Below are 18,495 nucleotides of genomic sequence, written 5' to 3' on the forward strand. Positions count from 1 at the left end.
GGCTAATCAAAGTTAACATCAATTACTCAATGCCCCCATAAAAACCGCCTTGTACGGACATGAACCAGCAAACTACAACGTTCAGCTCAACTAATATCTGGACACGCTATCTGACCTTATTAGAACAATTGAGAAATCTGATCCAGGGCGTTCAGAAAATGGACGCAGGAATGTTAGAAGATCTGGATTTGCTCCAGATGGTTCAGAATTGGAATAACAACGTCACTCTAACATTTGGTGGTTGTTTCAGTTCTGGCAAGAGTACCCTGATCAACGCCCTGATTCGTCGCTCCTTACTACCGACCGCTAAGATTCCAGAAACGGGAACGCTCTGCCGCATTCAAGCTGGAGTAGAGGATCAGGCTGAAGTGATCAGTCAGTCAGTCAGCAGACCAATTCCGCTTACCACTGAAGCCATTGCTGCCCATGTCTCACTGATTGACCGAGCCACGGGTGAGAGTAAGCCACAAGTCTTGGGAACCGAGGAAGTTAGACTGCAAGTTACTCATTCCCATATTCCCAAAGGACAAGTCATCCTTGATAGCCCAGGCATTGATGACTCGGGTGTGATGGATGGCCGCGCTGCTCAAGCGGCTTCTAGGTCCGATGTACTGGTGTGGATCCTGCGGTCGAATCATATTCTTGCCGAGTCGGAGCAAGATTTTCTCGCCACCTATATTGCTAGACGAGGGCCGCATCAGCTCATTTTTGTCCTCAATGCATACCTAGATGAAGATACTTCAGAAGCTTGGCATGAATTCCACAGCTCTGAGTTGCAGCCCTATCTCAACAAAATCCGTGATTTTTGTGTCGATCATCAACTGCCTGTCGAAAAAGTTGTCGTTGTCTCGGCTAGAGCATTTGCAAAATATGACTTTGCAGAGTTTGGCGGTATGCAGTTAATCAATTTGTTACTCAACTACAGCCATTCCAGCAAAACTGCGGTTTTATTGGCTCGCCTCAGTCGCTTCCAGCATGGTCTCAAGCTGCTCCAGCATAGTTTGGAACAACGTCTTGCAGAAGAGATTGCGGTCTATGAGGCAGCGAAAGCTAGAGCTGAGGCAGCAGCAAAAACCAGGTTGGAAAAAATTCAAAAATCTCTGAATGCTGTACAGCGAGCAGCAAAATCTCAAATGGACAATTGGTTGAGCAGTCGCGTTTTAGAGAAAGCGGCGAGAGATTTGGCTGAGGCCATCACCCCAGAGACTCTGAACCGCGATGGTCAACACAGTGAAGCTGTGAATCAGGCGTTTTGCCATCAGGTGGAAAAAGGCGTAGAGCAACTCGTCACAACGATTGTTAGCACGGCCCAGCAAGAACAGATCCACTGTGATGCGAACCGGCTGCGTCAAGCCCTTCTCAGGCAGATGAAGCCGAAATCAGTGACAATAGACGTTCCAGATACTTCTGTTTCAGGGGGTGTTCTTGCGGCGGGTGCAGCAGCGGGTGCGGCAGCAGGAGCTTGGTTTTTTGGCATTGGCGCAGTTCCAGGCGCGATTATTGGAACCATCCTTGCTGGTGCTGCTAGCTCTTCTGACGCAGTAGCGCAAGATGTTCAAGCGACACAGTTGCACATCCGGGAAGCAGGTCGAGTAGCTCAAGCTGCTGTCGAAACAGCCAGTCGTAACCTTGACGCAGTAGTGGCGGCTGATTGTCAAACCACTATACCGGACGTGGCAATGCCTGATGATACACGAGTATGCTTACTCAGAGAGTTACTCACAGCAACCTGTAACCTAAAACACGAAGTTGATTGTTTACTAGAAGGAATCTCAGTATGAAACTTGCTTCAATCGGGATTGAAGATGGATATGTTCTGGCACAAACAATTTTGGTAGAAAATTCCTCAGCAATAAATTGGCGATTGATGGGAGATGGATTACGTTCGGTGATTCCTAAAGTAACTCAAGGTGAAGCTTGGGGCAGCCAAGCTTTAAGACAACAGAAACTCGATCATCCCTTCTGGGAAAACAGAGATAATAACCGCTTCTGGCAGCAATATGCCCATTTCGTCCATCAGTTTTTGGGGTATATCCCCATTCAAAAAGCAAAAGGGATAGAAGTCGTGATAGCGACTGAAAATTCAACAAACGCACCACCGGGTTTCACTGACGCTGAGGTGATCTCACCCAATCAGGCATTGCTAGCAAGACGTTTGATGGCAGAGTCGGACTATTATCAGGCCGTATTGTTGGTAGTAGCTGTGGGCGATCGCAGCACTCACCTGAGCACCCATAGAGTAAAGCAGGGCCAAGTGCAATCTAGCAACGTTCAATCTCACCCCATTGGGCTTTTGAGCTGGTATGAACACCTTTTAGCCGAACTACAACAGCGTCATGGTGAGCTGTCATCTTCTGAGAATTGCTTGGACTATCTAGATGCCGTATTAGAATTGGGACATCATCTACAGCAGGATCCATCTTTCTCTGGAACGCTAAGCAAAAACCTGCTATCAGTCTATCAACTAAAACAGTCTCACTGGCAAAATTGGACGGAAACCCAAATCTTCAGAGAATGGCTGAACGATACCGCTCAAGAATTACTCAAAAATCTGGGATATCCTGCTCCAGATCAGATTGTTCTAGGAGGTATAGGAACGCATTGGCCCGTGTCTTCTCTTCTATCGGGTCCAATTTGGAACAGCCCAACCCAAATTATAGATATCGCTTTTGGTGCATCCGTATGGTCAGAGTTCTGTAAACACTATCGCGGTTTTGGAGAACCAGCATTTCTGCTCCCTTCACAACCGCAATCTGAATCCGGACAAACCTCTGCACCCACCAAAACGCCAATTCCTCCTTGGCAACGGCATCTTAAATAAAGTATCACCCAAAATACCAACTAGAAAACATCACAATAAACATTACCGTATATCTCCACCCCCCACTCCCCACTCCCCACTCCCCACTCCCCACCCCTACGCCCCCTACCCTCTTAAAAAATGATCATGGACGCTGACAATCGCTTAATCAAGAAAACTACTGCCGAGTCAATCCCGTTTAAGGTAAATGAATTCTCGACTCAAAAACTCTGGCATGAATTGCCCTACATGTTGGTAGAAGCTCTGGAAAGACGCTATCTTAACCGGATGAATCCACTAGCGTGGCAACTCGCTCCGACGGCCTCCGAGCTGACTCAACCCGTATTGCGAATGGTTACGCAAATTGGCAGCAGTCAAGTTCCACCCACGCAAATCATGCCCTATGTTCTGACCGGCTGCCACGAACCAGGACATGCGGTTGTAATGGTACTGCATGGCGACGGCGCTTCCCATCGGTTATACCTGGGCACTCGACGCTTGCTGGGATACGCAGCCCGGTCCACCAGAGACTACCTGGAACTGCAAACCAGTGCATTTAGAACCTATTTCCCTGGACTTGATTTGAGTCAGCCTTGGGTGCTCGATCATACTAACCTGGCTCGGCTAGATCAACTGCTGCAAAGAGCGCCATCCCTGCTGGCAATCACAGGCATTCCTTTGGTTCGTACCGATTACCTGTCTAACTGGCAAAGCCTCGATCAAATCACCGCTGCCCTGGGTGCCCAGCCCTATGCCTTGATGATAGTGGCCGAGCCAGTATTAGCTGAAGAAATAGACAGCATGCTCGACCGAGCACGCCAGCTCAAGAGCGAAGTTCACAGTTATGCGCGTGTAACGTTGAATCACTCAAAAGCAGAAGGAGACAGTGAAAGTCTTACAGTCCGTACATCAGAAGGACCGGAACTACCCAGCTTACTTTACGGGTTAGCAACCTTCTGTCAAGCCGCTGGCATTTTTGGCTTACCGCAAGCCAGTGCTCTGGGGCAGGGACTGTTTAGTATGGGTATGGGAATCTCCTATGCAAATGCTTCCAAGACCGGTTCACAAACTACAGGCACGAACTCATCTGTAAGCGAAGGCATGAATGTAGAATTGATTAACGACTATGCGATTGCCTGTGAGACTCTCCTGGATAAACATATCGAACGACTACTGGTCGGACGCGGGGGCAGTTTTTGGAAAACGGCTGTATACGCAATTGCTGAGAATGAGGCCACCACTCAGGCAATGTTTGCAGCTTTGCGCAGTGTTTGCACAGGGGACAGCAGCAGCGGCTTTGAACCCATCCGGGCTACTGTGTTGCCTAGATCTTTGCAGGATGCGATTCGCCGGGGGCAACTGCTCCAGTTACAAACCCAGTTTGCCCAAGACCATCCAATGGGACCATTATGGGGCGGCCTCTTTACCTGCACCACAGCAGCCGAACTGGGGACACTGATCAATCTGCCTCAACGCGAAATTCCGGGTATTCCCCAACGGGAGACGGCTGCCTTTGCAGTCACAGTTCCCGAAATCGAAGAAATTACGATTCCACTTGGGCAAGTAGTCGATCCAACGGGCCGAGTGGTAGGACACCTCAAACTCGATAGCGGAACACTGAATAAACATGTCTTTGTTACGGGTTTACCCGGATATGGTAAGACGAATACCTGTATGCAACTCTTGCTCAAATCCTATGAACACTTTAATGTACCCTTTTTGGTCATTGAGCCAGCCAAATCAGAATATCGCATGCTGGCTGGGCTACCAATGCTGGCTGAAGAGTTGCGAATCTATTCTCCTGGTAGTGCATATGCCCGTCCCCTGCGCCTTAATCCCTTAGAGCCTGTACCAGGAGCACCTCTGGGATTACACATCGATTTGCTCAAAGCGGTATTCAACGCCTCTTTTTCTATGTATGGTGGTATGCATCAAGTTTTAGAAGAGGCACTCATCAGCGTCTATACTGAGCGTGGCTGGAGCTTGCGCACAGGTCTCAACCGTTTTCTGCCAGAGGAGCCTACGCTAGCTCAACAAGCAGCCTTGATGCCAACGCTTCAAGACCTCCATGACCAGATCGAGGTCGTCCTCCAACGCAAGAAATATGCCCAAGAAGTGCATCAAAATTTAGGCGCGGCCCTGCGCTCCCGTCTGCAAGGACTGATCCTCGGCAGTAAGGGGGAAACCTTGAACACCCAGCGATCGACGCCGGCAGCAGAATTGTTTGGGCATCCTACCGTGATTGAGTTGAAGCACTTGGGCGATGATGAAGAAAAGGCGTTCATTATGGCGCTGCTGCTGGTGCTTTTGCATGAGTATGCTGAGGTTCGCCAACGCTATCAACCCGCTAGTCGCTTAGAACGGCTACAACATCTCACCTTAGTAGAAGAAGCCCACCGGCTACTGGCAGCCAGAGGAGGTGCCCTATCGCCAGACCATGGAGATCCACGTAGCAAGGCTGTGGAGATGTTCACTGATCTTTTAGCAGAAATGCGGGCTTACGGTGAGGGTTTCATCGTTGCCGATCAGATTCCCACCAAACTTGCCCCAGAAATTCTCAAGATTACGAACTTGAAGATTGTGCATCGTTTAGTTGCTGGCGATGATCGGATGGCTGTAGGGGCAGCACTTAATTTGAATGACGATCAGCAACGATATTTAAACCTGCTCACCCCAGGCTTGAGTGTCGTTCATAATGATCGGATTGGCAAAGCGGTATTGATACAAGTAGACAATGTCAAGCAGCAGTTATCTCATCGGAAGTTGAGTCCAATCAAGCTGTTACGAGAAGAGTCGCTGGCGTTAATGCGCCATTCAGGCTGCAAAGAGTGCGCTGCGCCTTGTCAATACTACGGCGATTTGGAAGATGCTGGACTCATCACAGCGGCTGAATCTGCTTTGCTACGATGCTTTGATGGATGGTTGCTGGGGGATGATGAAACATTTATTCAGGAATGGCAGCACTGGTCTTCACAAGTGGATGAACCAGATAGGCGATTTTGTCTAGCTGCTCAGGCTGGGTTTACATGGGTAGGTCTGCGCATTCGCGAGAACGAATCAGCTAAACTAAATCCCACCCAGCGACTGCGACAAGATGAGGCGGCGGCCCTGCTTTCACCTATGATTCAAACTCTAGTACGGGGCAAAGTCGATCGCCAAGCACTGAGTCAAGTCCGATCGCAAGTTGCCAAATTGTTAGTCGGAGAATTACCTTCTCTGCCTGGTTGCTCCACCTGCCCGGTTCGATGTCAGGCATTCCCAATCGTGAGGACGCAACTGAATCGGCTACGCAGTATGGTAGCAATCCAGCTTGCACAGTCCCACTCTGAAACAACCCGATTAGCTGCCATCCAGCAAAGCGCAACGACCTTGATTAGCGGTCTGAGTACAAAAACCGAGGAGGCTTTGCTTTATTGCTTGGTCGCCAATTCGGGAGGAGACGCAGCAAGCGAGGCAGATGTGCTAGATCTGTTGCGTAGTAAGCTGGGTTGCTAACGTTGTGTGGATTCTGAATTCTTTATATCAGTCGTTCAACTTGATTAAACCGTTTTTTTGGCAAAAGCAATATTGCAAATTATGCATTCCAATTAGAACCAAACTAATGTTCAGCAGGATATACATTTTTTTGGTCATAATCCATATATTTGATTAGCTTTGCTAGATAATGTGCCCATTCGTGACGCATCGCAATGTAGGAGTCCGCACCTGCTTCAGGATTCTGCACGGTTTTGATTCCTTCTTGCTTTAGCCGTTCTAGTGCTTGGTAGTAATGTTCCCGCCAGCAGGGTTCGTTGGCATCTAGGGACTTTACATGAATCTTGGGTAAGAGTGTATGGCATAGCTCTTCTAGTAGATGCAGCCCACCAAACCAAAGTTCTGCGGTCCCCGAAGAGTTGACAATCGAACGATACTCGTCCTGATCGAGAGCAGTTCTGATTAGCGTAGCTACATCCATTGTCAGATAGGCAATCCGAGGCAAGGTATAATAGGATTGGCGGTAGCGGAAGTAGAACAGCACTGGATAGGAATTGTTAGCCTGCAGCAGGCCAATCAAACTCTGGGCGATTTCTGAAATATCTTGATGCAGCGTATCGACGTTGTTGTCAGCGGCTAAACGAGCCAATAGTTCAATAGAATCTGCTGTGTTGGCAGAGCTGTGATGCAAACTAAGCGCAAACGTATTGCGTCCTGTCAAATTACTATAAACCGATAAAATATAGGAGATAGTCAAGGTAAACACAGAAAATCCTAAAAAACTTTTCAACACCATCAGCAAGCGAGCACCACCTGTTTGCGGCACCAAATCTCCGGTCCCCAGCGTCGCTAAAGCGTAGCCAGCATAGTAGACGGCGGTAATAAAATCGGTTGGAGTTTCTCCCTGAGTAGCCTGGATCTCTGTACCTAGCTTTGGCCAGACTATCAACGCAAATCCCAGCAACAGCAGCAAAACCCATAGACTGATAATTGTGACAATAATGGTTGGCCCTCCATAGGAAAGCAGATCATCTCGCCGCTTGGGTAATCCTACAGTGGCACAACGAAAAAACTGCCATACGCCTCTAGCCACCGATATACTCAGTAAACTGCTTTCGGCACGGGGGTGTAGCACCGTTAAGTAAATGTCTGCTAGCGCCATGAAGATAAACACGGTGCCAATAATTTGCCCAAAAACTTGCATGTAGTCTTTCTCAATTCATTCAATCTTGTAGCTCTAAGCAAAAGCTGAAACTATGGTGTTATGAATCACCTATTGATTCATCTATCCTAAGAAGGTTGATACTGCATCAAGTCTAAAGGTTACAGTGAAAAGGCAAAAAATGCAGCTAACAGCAGCTAAGGCTGGCCGACTTATTAGTAAGTATTAGTAAGTATTAGTAAGTAATTATGGTTAAGTTTAAACCTTTCTTTGATCGCCGCCATCCAGGCGTAGAACGCATTATTGCTATCGTTGCTTTGATTAATTTGGGCTTAGTATTTTTTGATCTGACCTATTTAAACCTACGGCAGGTTTACCGGCAGTATCTACCGGCAATTACTCGTGTCTACGACCCGGTCAAAGGCATCATCGCCCATCCCGAAACTCAATATTATCAAGCCCAAATTGATGAGCTAGCAGACCATCTCGCCCAGAACGGGTTGCAATCACCTCAGGTAGACGATGCGTTAGCCGAACTGCGCAGTCTCAGCCAGCAATTGATTGCAGAAAATCCATTTGCAGGGGTAAATCAGGAGAATGCTTGGGCTGCTGTACAGCAACACCTACGAGCAAGAACAGAAGAACCGTTCGCTAGGGAGGCATTTAGTCGGTTCTGGAGTGCGGCCTATTTAGCCGAACAGGGATGGCAACAGGAGCTAGCTTTTTGGGATGCGCAAATTCGTCCCCTGGTGGAAGCTAACTACTATCGTCGGGTTGATCAGGCAGGCAGAGCTATCGATTATTTCTGGCTGCTCGATCTGCCATTTGTGATTCTGTTCGCGACCGATATTTTAGCCCGCATGCTCTCTCTACGATATCGAAATTCTGATTTAACCTGGCTTAATGTTGGTTTGCGGCGCTGGTACGACCTGTTTTTACTGCTTCCCTTTTGGCGATGGCTGCGCATTATTCCGGTTGCTTTACGGCTGTATCAGGTTGATTTACTGGATTTAGAACCAATCCGCACCGAAGCTCAGCGAGATACGATTGTGCTGGTGGGAGCTGATCTGGCCGGTATTGTTGGGATTCAACTGATCGAGCAGATGCAGACTGCGATTCGGCAGGGCGATCTGCTAAGTTGGTTGTCCTCGTTTGAGGATTCCAATCATGATTCCAACCGTTTGCTTAGTGGTTCTGCTGATCGCCTATCGAATCCCGAATCGGATCATGCACCTGGTCAAAATTCTGATCAAGATTCGCCCAATCCTGCTCCAGCCCTTGTCGATCAGCAGGAAGTTATCGCAATTGCAAATCATTTGTATGATGTTAGCCTGCACCAGATTTTGCCTCGGATTCAGCCGGACCTGGAGGATTTGGTGCAGCACAGCCTGACTAACACTCTAGAGCAGGTGCCGGGATACGCTCAGTTGATTCATTTGGCCGGGTTGGGTCGAGTTTCAACCCAAGTGGTGCAACAGCTAGCTAATTCAGTCGTGCACGGTGTTTATCACACCATGACGGGAGTTTTACTCGATCCAGAAGGCAAAGAAATCACGGCGCGCTTACAGCGAAATTTACGCATCGCAATTGTTGAAGAGCTAGGTCAGGATCATGCTGCGCAGGAAATTCAAAATCGGTTGGTGGATATCCTCGAACATATTAAACAGAATTATGTCAAAGCTGTGGTGGAAGCTAGTGGCGAAGAATTAGCAGAGCGAACAGAGGTATTACATCGGCAAATTCGTTAATACCAATATAAGCAAATCAACCTGATTAAAGGGTAATCTGTAGCCCGATTCAAGGGAAATGGTATTACTACCCGAGCGCTTTATAGTCAGCACCCTCACCGCTCGGCTGATTTTTCTGGCCCCATGGGGGCAGTGCGCTCGCGTCGAAGCCCCTCACCCCTCACCCCTCACCCCTCACCGAATTTACTGCTCTCCTTAGTAACTGATTAATCCCTAGATCCAGCGTTTTTCACTCATGTGAAGTATAGGGAGTGGGGGGCATTGCCCCTGCACCCCGTTTTTCGTACTTCACTAGCCTGAAAAAGGCTGTATCTCATTTTGCTTTGCCACCAATTCTCCCAGCTTTGGACTCCACCATCCTTTAGTGGTTTGAAAATAAACTACATCTTTATGCTTACGATTGGTTCTGGCTTTAGCATCTGAACATCGCAGTAAGTGTTTCAGTTGTCCTTCTTTTTCGTACTCATAGGTTTCCATTGGCTGTTGACAGACCGGGCAGCGATACTCGGTGAGGTGGGTCTTGGCAGCGGTTGAGATGCCATTCGGTGATGTTTCTGAAGCCGGACGGCGCGGCGGTTCCCATTTGCGGCTATACTCGGACCAAAACAGCACCACATCGGTGCAGCCACTAACACATTTGAGGAAATATTTCTTCTTGACTTTAGAACTGGGAATCTTAGCCAGAAAATTCTGACACTGGGGACAGCGAGTACGAGACAACTGCACTGGCTTAGTAGCCTGAGGTGCAGGAGAGGTTGTAAGATGCTGGGGAATCACCTGTTGTGCTTTCTGCAAAGCGGGCGCAAAATAATCTTGATTCCAGCGAGTCAGGTAGTGCTGCCATTCCTGCTGTCCGGCGGCAATTTGGTCGAGGGCTTGTTCCATCTGAGCCGTGAATTCGGCTTCTAGTAAATCGGGCAGGGCGGCCTGCAAAAACTGATCCACTTCTAAACCGAGCGCCGTGGGCTGCAAATGGCCTTTGATTACCTCAACATACAGGCGCTGCTTCAAGGTTTGAATCGTGGGTGCGTAGGTACTGGGGCGACCGATCCCTTTCCGTTCCATCACCTGTACCAGTTTAGGTTCACTGTAGCGTGGCGGCGGTTGGGTTTGCTTTTGTTCGTGGGCCGCCTGTAGCAGGGTGAGTCGCTGATTGGCTTGCAGAGCGGGCAGCTCCGTATCACGGCTCAGGTTGTTCCAGTATTTGCTGTAGCCGTGAAACTCGATTACTTGTCCTCTGGCGAGCCAATACACCGGACCCGATTGAGTAACAATTTTAGTTTGGCGGATGCGAGCGGGTTGGCATTGGGAGGCCATTGCTCGCTTCCAGATCAGCACATACAGCGCAAAGGCATCTGCCGATAGCTCTAGCCGCAATTCCTTGGAGGGCCGGTAAAGGTCGGTAGGGCGAATCGCTTCATGGGCTTCTTGAGCATTCTTAGGCTGGCGGTACTGGGTGGTTTTCTTGGGCACATTCTCCGGATCGTTTGCCTCTAGCCATTGCCGCGCTTGAGTGCAAAATTCTGGGCTGAGGGCGGTACTGTCGGTGCGCATGTAGGTGATCAGTCCGGCTTCGTAGAGCGTCTGAGCCACCTGCATCGTCTGTTCCGGCGTGAAGCGGAGGCGGGAACCGGCAGCCTGTTGCAGGGTTGATGTGACAAAGGGCGGGGGTGGTGTGCGGCGAATTGTTTTGCCCTCGATGCTGATAACATGATGGGGATGCTGTTGGGCCAAGGCAACTAGGCGATCGGCTTCGGCTTCAGAGGTGACTCGGTCGGATTCAGGTGTTTGTCTGCTGTCGGGGCTGGTAGCATCATCGGATTGGTTTTCTTCTGCATTAGCCCTAGTATTCTCTGATTCAACATTGCCGCGATAATAGGCGCGAAATCCTTCAGCATAATCGACAAATACACTCCAATAGTCCTGCGGTACAAACGCTTGAATTTCCCGTTCCCGCTTGCAGATAATGTGCAGCGTCGCACTCTGGACCCGTCCCATGCTCTTGGCCCCATTGCGCAATTGCCACAGCAGCGGCGACCCCCGGTAGCCGACTAGCTTATCCAGCACCGTGCGGCAGAGGCCAGAATGAACCAGATTCAGATCGAGCTGGCGGGGATGGGCGATCGCGTCGCGCACGGCGGTCGGCGTGATTTCGGTATAGACTACCCGCTGGGGATTGCGCAATTGCAACGCCTGCTGGAGATGCCAAGCAATCGTTTCCCCCTCTCGATCTGGGTCAGTCGCCAGCACCACAGTTTGCACTTGGCGAGCCGCAGTCTTCAGGGTTTTAATCGTCTCGGCCCCACGAGCACCCCGCGCCACAAACCGACAGCGCACCGAGTGACCATCCAGGTCAAATCCAAGCGAATCTTCACCATCGTTGGCCAATTCTCGGATATGCCCCATACTGGCTCGAATCATCCAATCGGGACCGAGAATCTGGCTTAGTTTTTTCACCTTGCCCGGACTTTCGACAATCAGTAACTTGGACGGCATAGGAGTTGAGTTGGCTACAAGTTGGCTACATGTTTGCTACTAGGTATAGAGCAATTGTACCAACTGATTCACAAAGAGTGATTCAACCTGCGCTGATCAACCAATTCTTATCGATTCTTTAGCAAATTTCCAGGAACCGATTAGGAAGGATTCAGAGTGCAGGCACTGTCGCGGCTGAGGATCCCACCATTGGAACGGCTCGGATTGTCACCGCAGCAGATCACTGTTACGTAGATCTCAGCTCAGCTTTTAGCACTACTGATCAAGCTCCCGATTTACAGAGCCTTTTCATAGAGGCGGTAAGTTTTATAGACTTTCCCTCCTGAGATCTCGATTAATTTGCGCGACGGTAAGTTATCTTCCCATACCCAAGATAATTCAGCACGGCGATACTTCTTATAGCTCTGACTATGATTAGTCAGAATTAAGTAAATTAAGGCCAGAGGAACCATTTTATGACGATAATCTGGACGAGATGCAATCAAAATTACTCGCCCTTGGTCGATCATCCGGCGATACCACAGAAACTTTAGTTGACTGCACCAGTTTAAGCGACCATTTAGGTGTCGCAAAACGAGGTTGTAGTCAGGTATGCCTATAATAGCTCCGACCATTTCTTTATCTTTGGTAGGATCTTCAGCAATCCAGATGCAGTTTGGATCAATCAAGCTACGTAGCTGTTGCGCATTTCTTAGAAATTCCGCTTCAGTTGAAGGGTTATAGTTCCAGCTTCCATTTCTGTTAGAGTAGCTGATCTTTGATAAATGGTAAATTTGGCGGCATTCAGACTCAAAATATTCAGAGGCGATATTGATATGACGGAAAGTTAATCCAGATTTCTTTGCAATTTCATAGCCTCTGCTAAGGGCTTTAGACGGAGCACTATTGACATCCAAAATGTAAGCGACAGCGTCTTTCGCTTTATACCAACCTAGCTGCTCTAAAAATTTTGGGTAGTAAGGAGGATTATAGGCTGTATTGAACATAGGTGGCGAGTCAAAGCCATCAATCAGAAACAGACAACGTTGATCTGTAGAAAGATCAATCGGTCCACGCACTACTTCAATTCCTCGATCTCGTAGCCATTGCTGAACCGCTTCTAAAAGGGCTTGTGCAACGGTTAAGTCTTCAAAACATTCAAAAAAGCCGAATAGCCCAACTTTTTTCCCTTCTAGTGCAATCAAGCGTCTATTGATAACTGAAGCAACACGACCAACCAATTGGTTATGGCGAAACGCTAAGAAGCATTCCATCTCACCGTACTCGAAGAATGGATGGTTAGAGTCAAAGATTTCGGCTACAGTACTGTCTAAAGCAGGAACCCAGTTGCGATCATTCTGATAAATGAGACGTGGTAAATCTATAAACGCTTGCTGATCTTGAGGCGTTTCTACACAACGAATTTCAATTTGAGTAATAGCAGACTGCATAAAAAAGATATTGTGAATGTTGGTCGCTAATTATACTGTGGCGATATTACAAAGCACAGTTAGATTGGAGTAGCACAATGCTTTCTAATCTTTCAAAATATTAAAATACTTATCCAGTTGTTATTTCACTACTTACAGTTTCGCTTACTATTATACTCCGTCTAAATCATTCTCGATTCAGTAATATCTCTTTTCCTAAATCGTCCAAATCAGTGCTTAATTTCTCAATCTGTTTATAAATATCATTAAATAAATCTTCTTGTTCCTTTAAGTCTTCAACTTGGCTAAAAATATGAATAGCTCCATGCAGAAGCCTCTTCTTCCAATGATCAATCAAGGTCCGGCTAACTCCATAATTATTGGCAATCTCGCTTGTCGTCCTCAGTTCTCTAATAGCTTCTAATGCTACTTTAGCTTTGAATTCAGCACTATACTGCTTTGGCATACATTTAAATCTCTTTACGAATAAGGTTTCTCAAAAGCTAATACTTTGTACAGGATTCGTCTAGCTCGGTGAGCTGCTTCAACTAATCGGGTTGACCAATAAGCAGTAAATGTTGGTTGTCTTGAGTTGCGGAATATGGTGTTCAAGCTGGTGTAGGTTGGCATTGTTTCCGATGTAATATCTTTTTCAAAATCTATGTTAAATCCTATACTCTTTGCTAGATTGAAGTAATCCTCGGTACTACATCTATGGCAACTCCCATAAAACATAGTAATGAACTTTTCTAAGAAATAGGAATAACTAAATGAGGAAAACTTTCTAGCTTCCTCAGAAATTACAAATTCGCACAGGGCTAGCCGCCCTCCCGGACGCAAAACTCTGTGTGCCTCTTTGAGGAATTCGGATCGGCTAGGAAAATGAAAAACACATTCTACTGCTAAAACAGCATCGAATGAATTGTCTGAGAAAGGTAGTTCGCAAGCATTGCCGCAAATAAATTCAATTCTGTTTCCAGGTAAAGGGCAAATTTTTTCTCTAGCTCTCTGCAACTGACGTTCATCAATATTAAGTCCTACCAGGCTGATAGGAGAAAATTGTTCATTCAAACTAGCAATTGTTCCACCAAAACCACACCCTACATCTAAAACACTTGTACCTTCTTTGATCTTAGCTGCCTTGATCACAAGCTTGGAGAGCCTTTCTGTAGCTTTAGCAAAATCATCAACTGTTCCATCTGCGGCTTGTGGATCTTCCCAGTAACCCCAATGTACATGACGGCCAAAAACTTTCTCTGTATTTGTCTCCCCTTGATCAAATGCTGCAAACAGCATATCGAAGTAAGGAAGATTGATGTCTGATTTAGCCATTCTTATATGTCCTCATCGTATTCGCCAATTTCAAGTTGGGATAGATAGCTTTAATTGCCAAAAGCTTGCAATTTTAGAGTCTCAGATAGAATTATCAGGTTTTCATGCATGAAATTCCAAATACACCAAAGTTCTTGAGAATTTGGTGAGTCTTCAATTGCTAGCTTCTCTTGCAGGCGTTCTAATGCATGTTCGGCTACAAGTAAGTTGTAAGAAGCACTTGTAGTGCTCGTAGCAGGGGTTCTATCACTGTTATGGAGTGAATTAGGAAGGTAAAGTTTGAGCAGATCAGTCAAGTTAATAAGATCCATGCTCCGTACCCACAACTCATACGGATCGATACCATGATTTTGAGCTAAAGCGTGCCGCAAACCAGCAAATTTCTTCCACAGTTGCAACGTCAATGCTGCATAGTAGGAGTAGTCTGAGTCTGAAACTAAATCACCAAAGTCGGGTAAGTTGTTAGACATAATGGACACTGGTGCAATATTATTGTGGTTTGGTGTGTTCGTTGAAAATTCTTACAGATTGGTACTCTCAAGAAATTTGCCCGAAGATTCTGACAATGTATTGCGCACTTCCACCATTGCTCTAACTAGACAATCTATCTCCTCGAAAGTGTGTAAAGCATTGACGGCGATGCGAATTCTAGGTTTAGCAATGAACCAGATGGCAGATACCCAGATCCCGTGATTTAAGAGTTCTCGCGCAAAAGTTTTAGGGTTAAGCCACGTCGGAAGAATAACGGGTACCACATTTGTTTCCCCAATCGTTTCAAAATCCTGAGCTGCTAGTTGAGATCTCAAGTAATGTGTATTCTTTTTTAGACGCTCTACCATTTCAGGTGATTCCTTTAAAGTTCGAATACTTTGCAGTGCTGCCGCTGCTAATGGAGGTGCTAAAGAACAAGTCCCGATCGAAGTTGGAGATACGTCAAGCAGTGGCTTAAGCTCTGCGATATGGGTACTAATAGCTGCTCCAACTGAAGCTCCAAACTTTGAGAAAGTAGTCATGATAAGTGGGTTTATCCCCCTATCTATCGCATCCTGTGGCTTTAAATCAAAATGCTCATAAATTCCGCGTCCGGTTACTCCGATTGCTCCGGTTGCATGAGCTTCGTCCATAAGTAACGTGCTATCTGGATAGTTGGACAATATATTGATCATGTCAGGCAGCGGTGCTAGGTCACCGTCCATTGAAAATACAGCGTCTGACACAACCATGATGCGATCACCTGCACGAGCATAACGTTTTAGCTTTCGGGCTAAATCTTCAGCATCGCAGTGACGATAGGCTTTTACGCGAACCCTTGGACTATAGCCGAAGAGTTTGCCTGATCTTGTACTAGCATTAGCGAGTGCAGATATGATGCAGCCGTGATTCAGGACATCGGTAAGAATTAGTGTCTCACTAGTATTCTGAAATCCTGGTACTGGAATCGCAAGGTGGCAAAATGCATCAATTAGCGCTTGCATCGCCATCCAAGCATTCAAGAACAGTTGAGTGTGCGGCAAATGTTTAAAGTAGGAAATTTCATCTTCTAGTTGCCGATGCAAATCGATTCGTCCACTTAGCACTGAAGTTGAACTATTTGAAGTGCCATAGTGTTCAATAGCATTGATTGCTGCTTGCTTTACCAATTGATTCTGCGTTAAGCCCAAAACATCGTTGGTGCAAAAAGTAAGTACACTGTGTCGCCTGTTAGTATTAGATTCCTCAATCCTAACAACATTACCTTCACGGCTATGACAGATGTACCGATCAGGATGCAAGTCAGACTCGAACCAATGCTTTACGTATTCCTTAACAATCTTCATGCTGACAACTCTGACCTTTATAAAGTATCAAGACTGCGAATTTTCCTAGTGTGGAAATCAAGCGAAAAAATTCCCTTAATAACTGCAAGCAGTCATTGAAACCAAAGTGGCTCATACGGATGGAAGCTGATCCAAGATCCAATAGTTTCCGTGTACTGCGTTATAAAATCGCAAAGCAGTTCAACACAGTGTCAAAGCAATGCGACATGCGATTGATAGCCTCAAGTTCGCTACGGAGCATTTAAGCATCCTGCCCAACCTTCATTCCAAAACTAAGAGTCTGGGCTATAGATGTACTAAGTTTGCAACAGTCCCTCGTATCTGCCACTTGAATACGATTATTATACTGTTTTATTGGTATTGTCAAGCTCTGCTTTCTACCTGAAGGGTTAAGGGAATTGACTAAAGAGTCTAGCGAAAAGGGCGATCTGGTCTAAAACTCAACTTGCTTTATCGATCGCAAATACAGGCTGCGCCTTCATTATGTCCGTTTTTCATCACTCGTGGGAGAGGCAAGTTTCATACCTGCCTGAAGCCAGTCAGATCAATCCGGTGCAAGCACTTCGGGCCGAATGAGCGACTGCTCGCAGAATTGCTCCTAAAAAACTCAAGTTGCAGCTCAACTCGACTGCAATGAATTAATCCTAGCTTTCAATACCAATAGGTGGGTTGGATCAAGCCTGAGCCTGAATACCGTTAGATGAGGATGATGTATCATCTTTGTCGTTTGGAGTTGCAACTGAACTGGTAGAGAACAACAAAGAGCATCAAACTGTTCTAATTTTTGAGGATGCTGCTGGATCTGCTCAAGAGCCGCAGTCTGCACCTGAATATGAGAAATGCCTGCTTCGTTTAGCATCTGCTTGAGCCGCTTTGCTTCAGCCCGATCACAACCAATAATCAGCATTTGAGCATCCTGTGGTAAGGATGAAGCCTGAGTAAGCACCTCAACACTGGGACGAACTTCTAAGGCCAGAATTTCCTTATTTTGACCTAACCCGCTCATGTGAGCCATTAATGCAGCATAAGCCGTTGTCGTAATTACCAAATCGGCTGACCGTAATTGATTCATCACATCAGGCTGTTGAGCAATCACATCAGTCCAGCCAGCGAAGAAAACAGGTAAACCCACCTCGGCTTGAACCAGATGATAAAGCTCAAGCCCAGAGGGAGATTGCTCTTCAACAAATACTAATTTAAGCGGATTGGATTGAGCACCCGAAAGCATCACTGCCTGAGCATAAGCCGCCCCTGCAAATTCGGCAGGTGATATGTTTATTTCCTGAGCAGCAGTAAATGCCTGCCGCAGAAGTAGATAATGGCGGTTATTTTTAATCAGGTTTTGCACACAAAGCGTATCTGCCACAAAGGTGCCCTTACCACGCTGTGCGGTCAGATAGCCGGAGTCAGTCAGTGAACTGTAGACGCTAGCAATGGTGTTATGGTTAGCCTGTAGTTGCTTAGCCAAAGTAGTTGTGGGAGGCAACGCATCTCCTATCTGAAGTGCTCCAAACGCAATCAGCAGCTTGATCTGCTCAGCAATTTGCGCACTGATAGCCAAGGGTGCTTTAGGATCAATTTGAATCGGCAGTGCATTTGTAGGATTTGTTGCAGCAAGTTTATTCAAGGACAGATTTTCCCTTAACCGAAACGGCAATACGTTAGGCTGAATCCGAAACTAGACTTAAACTGTTTCCAGCTTGCAACCTGTAATTTATATTACTAGCCTATCGTTGTATTCCATACCACTTGTATAGTAAAATTTCCAAACTCTTGCAACAATCAGCTCGCCCAATCGCAGCGGGTAGGTATGACGATGGAAGTAACGCTCTTCTTTGAGTAGAACCAGATCGTGGAGTTCCAGTTCGGCTTGAGCATAAATGCTTTCTATCTCTGACCAAAAGACAACTGGGTCTAGAAATTGGTCAGATATGGTCTTCAATGCCTGCTGATCATCTAGAGTACTGAGAACGGTAGTAGGCAATCCCCAAAGCTTAACGAACTCGTAATTCCAGCTAACAATTCTGCGGTGACTGTCTACCACTAAGATAGCTTCCTGAAGCAGTGGCGCTTCTGTCAGACAAAAGTTACTGGCACCGTTCATGATGAATAAGTCGAGGACTAAACAGAGTGGTTGAGCAGGTATTATCTAACCTCAAGGATATGCTAGGAGCTGTATCTTCTGACATTTTATCCATTCACTTTTTGATCGGATTGCTGTCCTAAATACACATCAATGCTATAAATATTATTTGGA

General features: G+C 46.7%; 13 protein-coding genes. 4 read left to right on the forward strand and 9 right to left on the reverse strand.

What is annotated here, in order from left to right:
• Positions 1-59: 59 nt before the first annotated feature.
• The 3 genes from HJG54_RS29850 (at position 60) to HJG54_RS29860 (ending at position 6,295) form a co-directional block, all read left to right on the forward strand.
• Positions 60-1,781: a dynamin family protein gene (locus tag HJG54_RS29850; RefSeq protein ID WP_316436743.1), complete on the forward strand. Its 1,722-nt coding sequence runs from the start codon at positions 60-62 to the stop codon at positions 1,779-1,781.
• Complete coding sequence (locus tag HJG54_RS29855) at positions 1,778-2,821, forward strand: hypothetical protein (RefSeq protein ID WP_316436744.1); 1,044 nt, start codon at positions 1,778-1,780, stop codon at positions 2,819-2,821. Before HJG54_RS29850 ends, HJG54_RS29855 begins: the two co-directional genes overlap by 4 nt.
• Before the next feature lie 126 nt (positions 2,822-2,947).
• Positions 2,948-6,295: an ATP-binding protein gene (locus HJG54_RS29860; RefSeq protein WP_316436745.1), complete on the forward strand. Its 3,348-nt coding sequence runs from the start codon at positions 2,948-2,950 to the stop codon at positions 6,293-6,295.
• Between the two features lie 103 nt (positions 6,296-6,398).
• On the opposite strand, the gene HJG54_RS29865 is transcribed toward HJG54_RS29860, so the two are convergent.
• A complete protein-coding gene (locus HJG54_RS29865; RefSeq protein ID WP_316436746.1) occupies positions 6,399-7,478 on the reverse strand; it encodes a potassium channel family protein in 1,080 nt (359 codons plus the stop codon).
• Positions 7,479-7,684: 206 nt separating this feature from the next.
• On the opposite strand from HJG54_RS29865, the gene HJG54_RS29870 reads away from it, so the two are divergent.
• Entirely contained in the window at positions 7,685-9,184 is a 1,500-nt protein-coding gene (locus HJG54_RS29870; RefSeq protein WP_316436747.1) for a hypothetical protein, read from the forward strand.
• A 291-nt stretch (positions 9,185-9,475) separates the two neighbouring features.
• Here HJG54_RS29870 and topA read toward each other — a convergent pair whose 3' ends face one another.
• From topA to HJG54_RS29910, 8 genes are all read right to left on the reverse strand, one after another.
• Positions 9,476-11,680, reverse strand: a complete 2,205-nt coding sequence (gene topA / locus HJG54_RS29875; protein WP_316436748.1) for a type I DNA topoisomerase — start codon at positions 11,678-11,680, stop codon at positions 9,476-9,478.
• 275 nt (positions 11,681-11,955) lie between these two features.
• Positions 11,956-13,110, reverse strand: coding sequence for a hypothetical protein (locus HJG54_RS29880; protein WP_316436749.1), 1,155 nt, complete (start codon positions 13,108-13,110; stop codon positions 11,956-11,958).
• A 166-nt stretch (positions 13,111-13,276) separates the two neighbouring features.
• Positions 13,277-13,555 carry a helix-turn-helix domain-containing protein gene (locus HJG54_RS29885; protein WP_316436750.1) on the reverse strand — a complete coding sequence of 93 codons (279 nt, stop codon included), beginning with the start codon at positions 13,553-13,555 and terminating at the stop codon, positions 13,277-13,279.
• 14 nt (positions 13,556-13,569) lie between these two features.
• Positions 13,570-14,421 (reverse strand): class I SAM-dependent methyltransferase, encoded by an 852-nt coding sequence (locus HJG54_RS29890; protein ID WP_316436751.1) that lies wholly within the window; start codon positions 14,419-14,421, stop codon positions 13,570-13,572.
• A gap of 50 nt (positions 14,422-14,471) precedes the next feature.
• Positions 14,472-14,891 (reverse strand): hypothetical protein, encoded by a 420-nt coding sequence (locus HJG54_RS29895; protein WP_316436752.1) that lies wholly within the window; start codon positions 14,889-14,891, stop codon positions 14,472-14,474.
• Between the two features lie 51 nt (positions 14,892-14,942).
• Entirely contained in the window at positions 14,943-16,238 is a 1,296-nt protein-coding gene (locus HJG54_RS29900) for an aminotransferase class I/II-fold pyridoxal phosphate-dependent enzyme (protein WP_316436753.1), read from the reverse strand.
• Positions 16,239-16,857: 619 nt separating this feature from the next.
• Positions 16,858-17,865: a GntR family transcriptional regulator gene (locus tag HJG54_RS29905; protein ID WP_316436754.1), complete on the reverse strand. Its 1,008-nt coding sequence runs from the start codon at positions 17,863-17,865 to the stop codon at positions 16,858-16,860.
• A gap of 87 nt (positions 17,866-17,952) precedes the next feature.
• Positions 17,953-18,342, reverse strand: coding sequence for a hypothetical protein (locus HJG54_RS29910; protein ID WP_316436755.1), 390 nt, complete (start codon positions 18,340-18,342; stop codon positions 17,953-17,955).
• Between the last annotated feature and the right edge of the window lie 153 nt (positions 18,343-18,495).

This window comes from Leptolyngbya sp. NK1-12, assembly GCF_032598965.1.
In the GTDB taxonomy this organism is placed as follows: domain Bacteria; phylum Cyanobacteriota; class Cyanobacteriia; order Elainellales; family Elainellaceae; genus Elainella.

Coding starts and splice junctions, on each gene's coding strand:
- HJG54_RS29850 (WP_316436743.1), top strand. CDS start 60: ATGAACCAGCAAACTACAACGTTCAGCTCAACTAATATCTGGACACGC.
- HJG54_RS29855 (WP_316436744.1), top strand. CDS start 1,778: ATGAAACTTGCTTCAATCGGGATTGAAGATGGATATGTTCTGGCACAA.
- HJG54_RS29860 (WP_316436745.1), top strand. CDS start 2,948: ATGGACGCTGACAATCGCTTAATCAAGAAAACTACTGCCGAGTCAATC.
- HJG54_RS29865 (WP_316436746.1), bottom strand. CDS start 7,478: ATGCAAGTTTTTGGGCAAATTATTGGCACCGTGTTTATCTTCATGGCG.
- HJG54_RS29870 (WP_316436747.1), top strand. CDS start 7,685: ATGGTTAAGTTTAAACCTTTCTTTGATCGCCGCCATCCAGGCGTAGAA.
- topA (WP_316436748.1), bottom strand. CDS start 11,680: ATGCCGTCCAAGTTACTGATTGTCGAAAGTCCGGGCAAGGTGAAAAAA.
- HJG54_RS29880 (WP_316436749.1), bottom strand. CDS start 13,110: ATGCAGTCTGCTATTACTCAAATTGAAATTCGTTGTGTAGAAACGCCT.
- HJG54_RS29885 (WP_316436750.1), bottom strand. CDS start 13,555: ATGCCAAAGCAGTATAGTGCTGAATTCAAAGCTAAAGTAGCATTAGAA.
- HJG54_RS29890 (WP_316436751.1), bottom strand. CDS start 14,421: ATGGCTAAATCAGACATCAATCTTCCTTACTTCGATATGCTGTTTGCA.
- HJG54_RS29895 (WP_316436752.1), bottom strand. CDS start 14,891: ATGTCTAACAACTTACCCGACTTTGGTGATTTAGTTTCAGACTCAGAC.
- HJG54_RS29900 (WP_316436753.1), bottom strand. CDS start 16,238: ATGAAGATTGTTAAGGAATACGTAAAGCATTGGTTCGAGTCTGACTTG.
- HJG54_RS29910 (WP_316436755.1), bottom strand. CDS start 18,342: ATGAACGGTGCCAGTAACTTTTGTCTGACAGAAGCGCCACTGCTTCAG.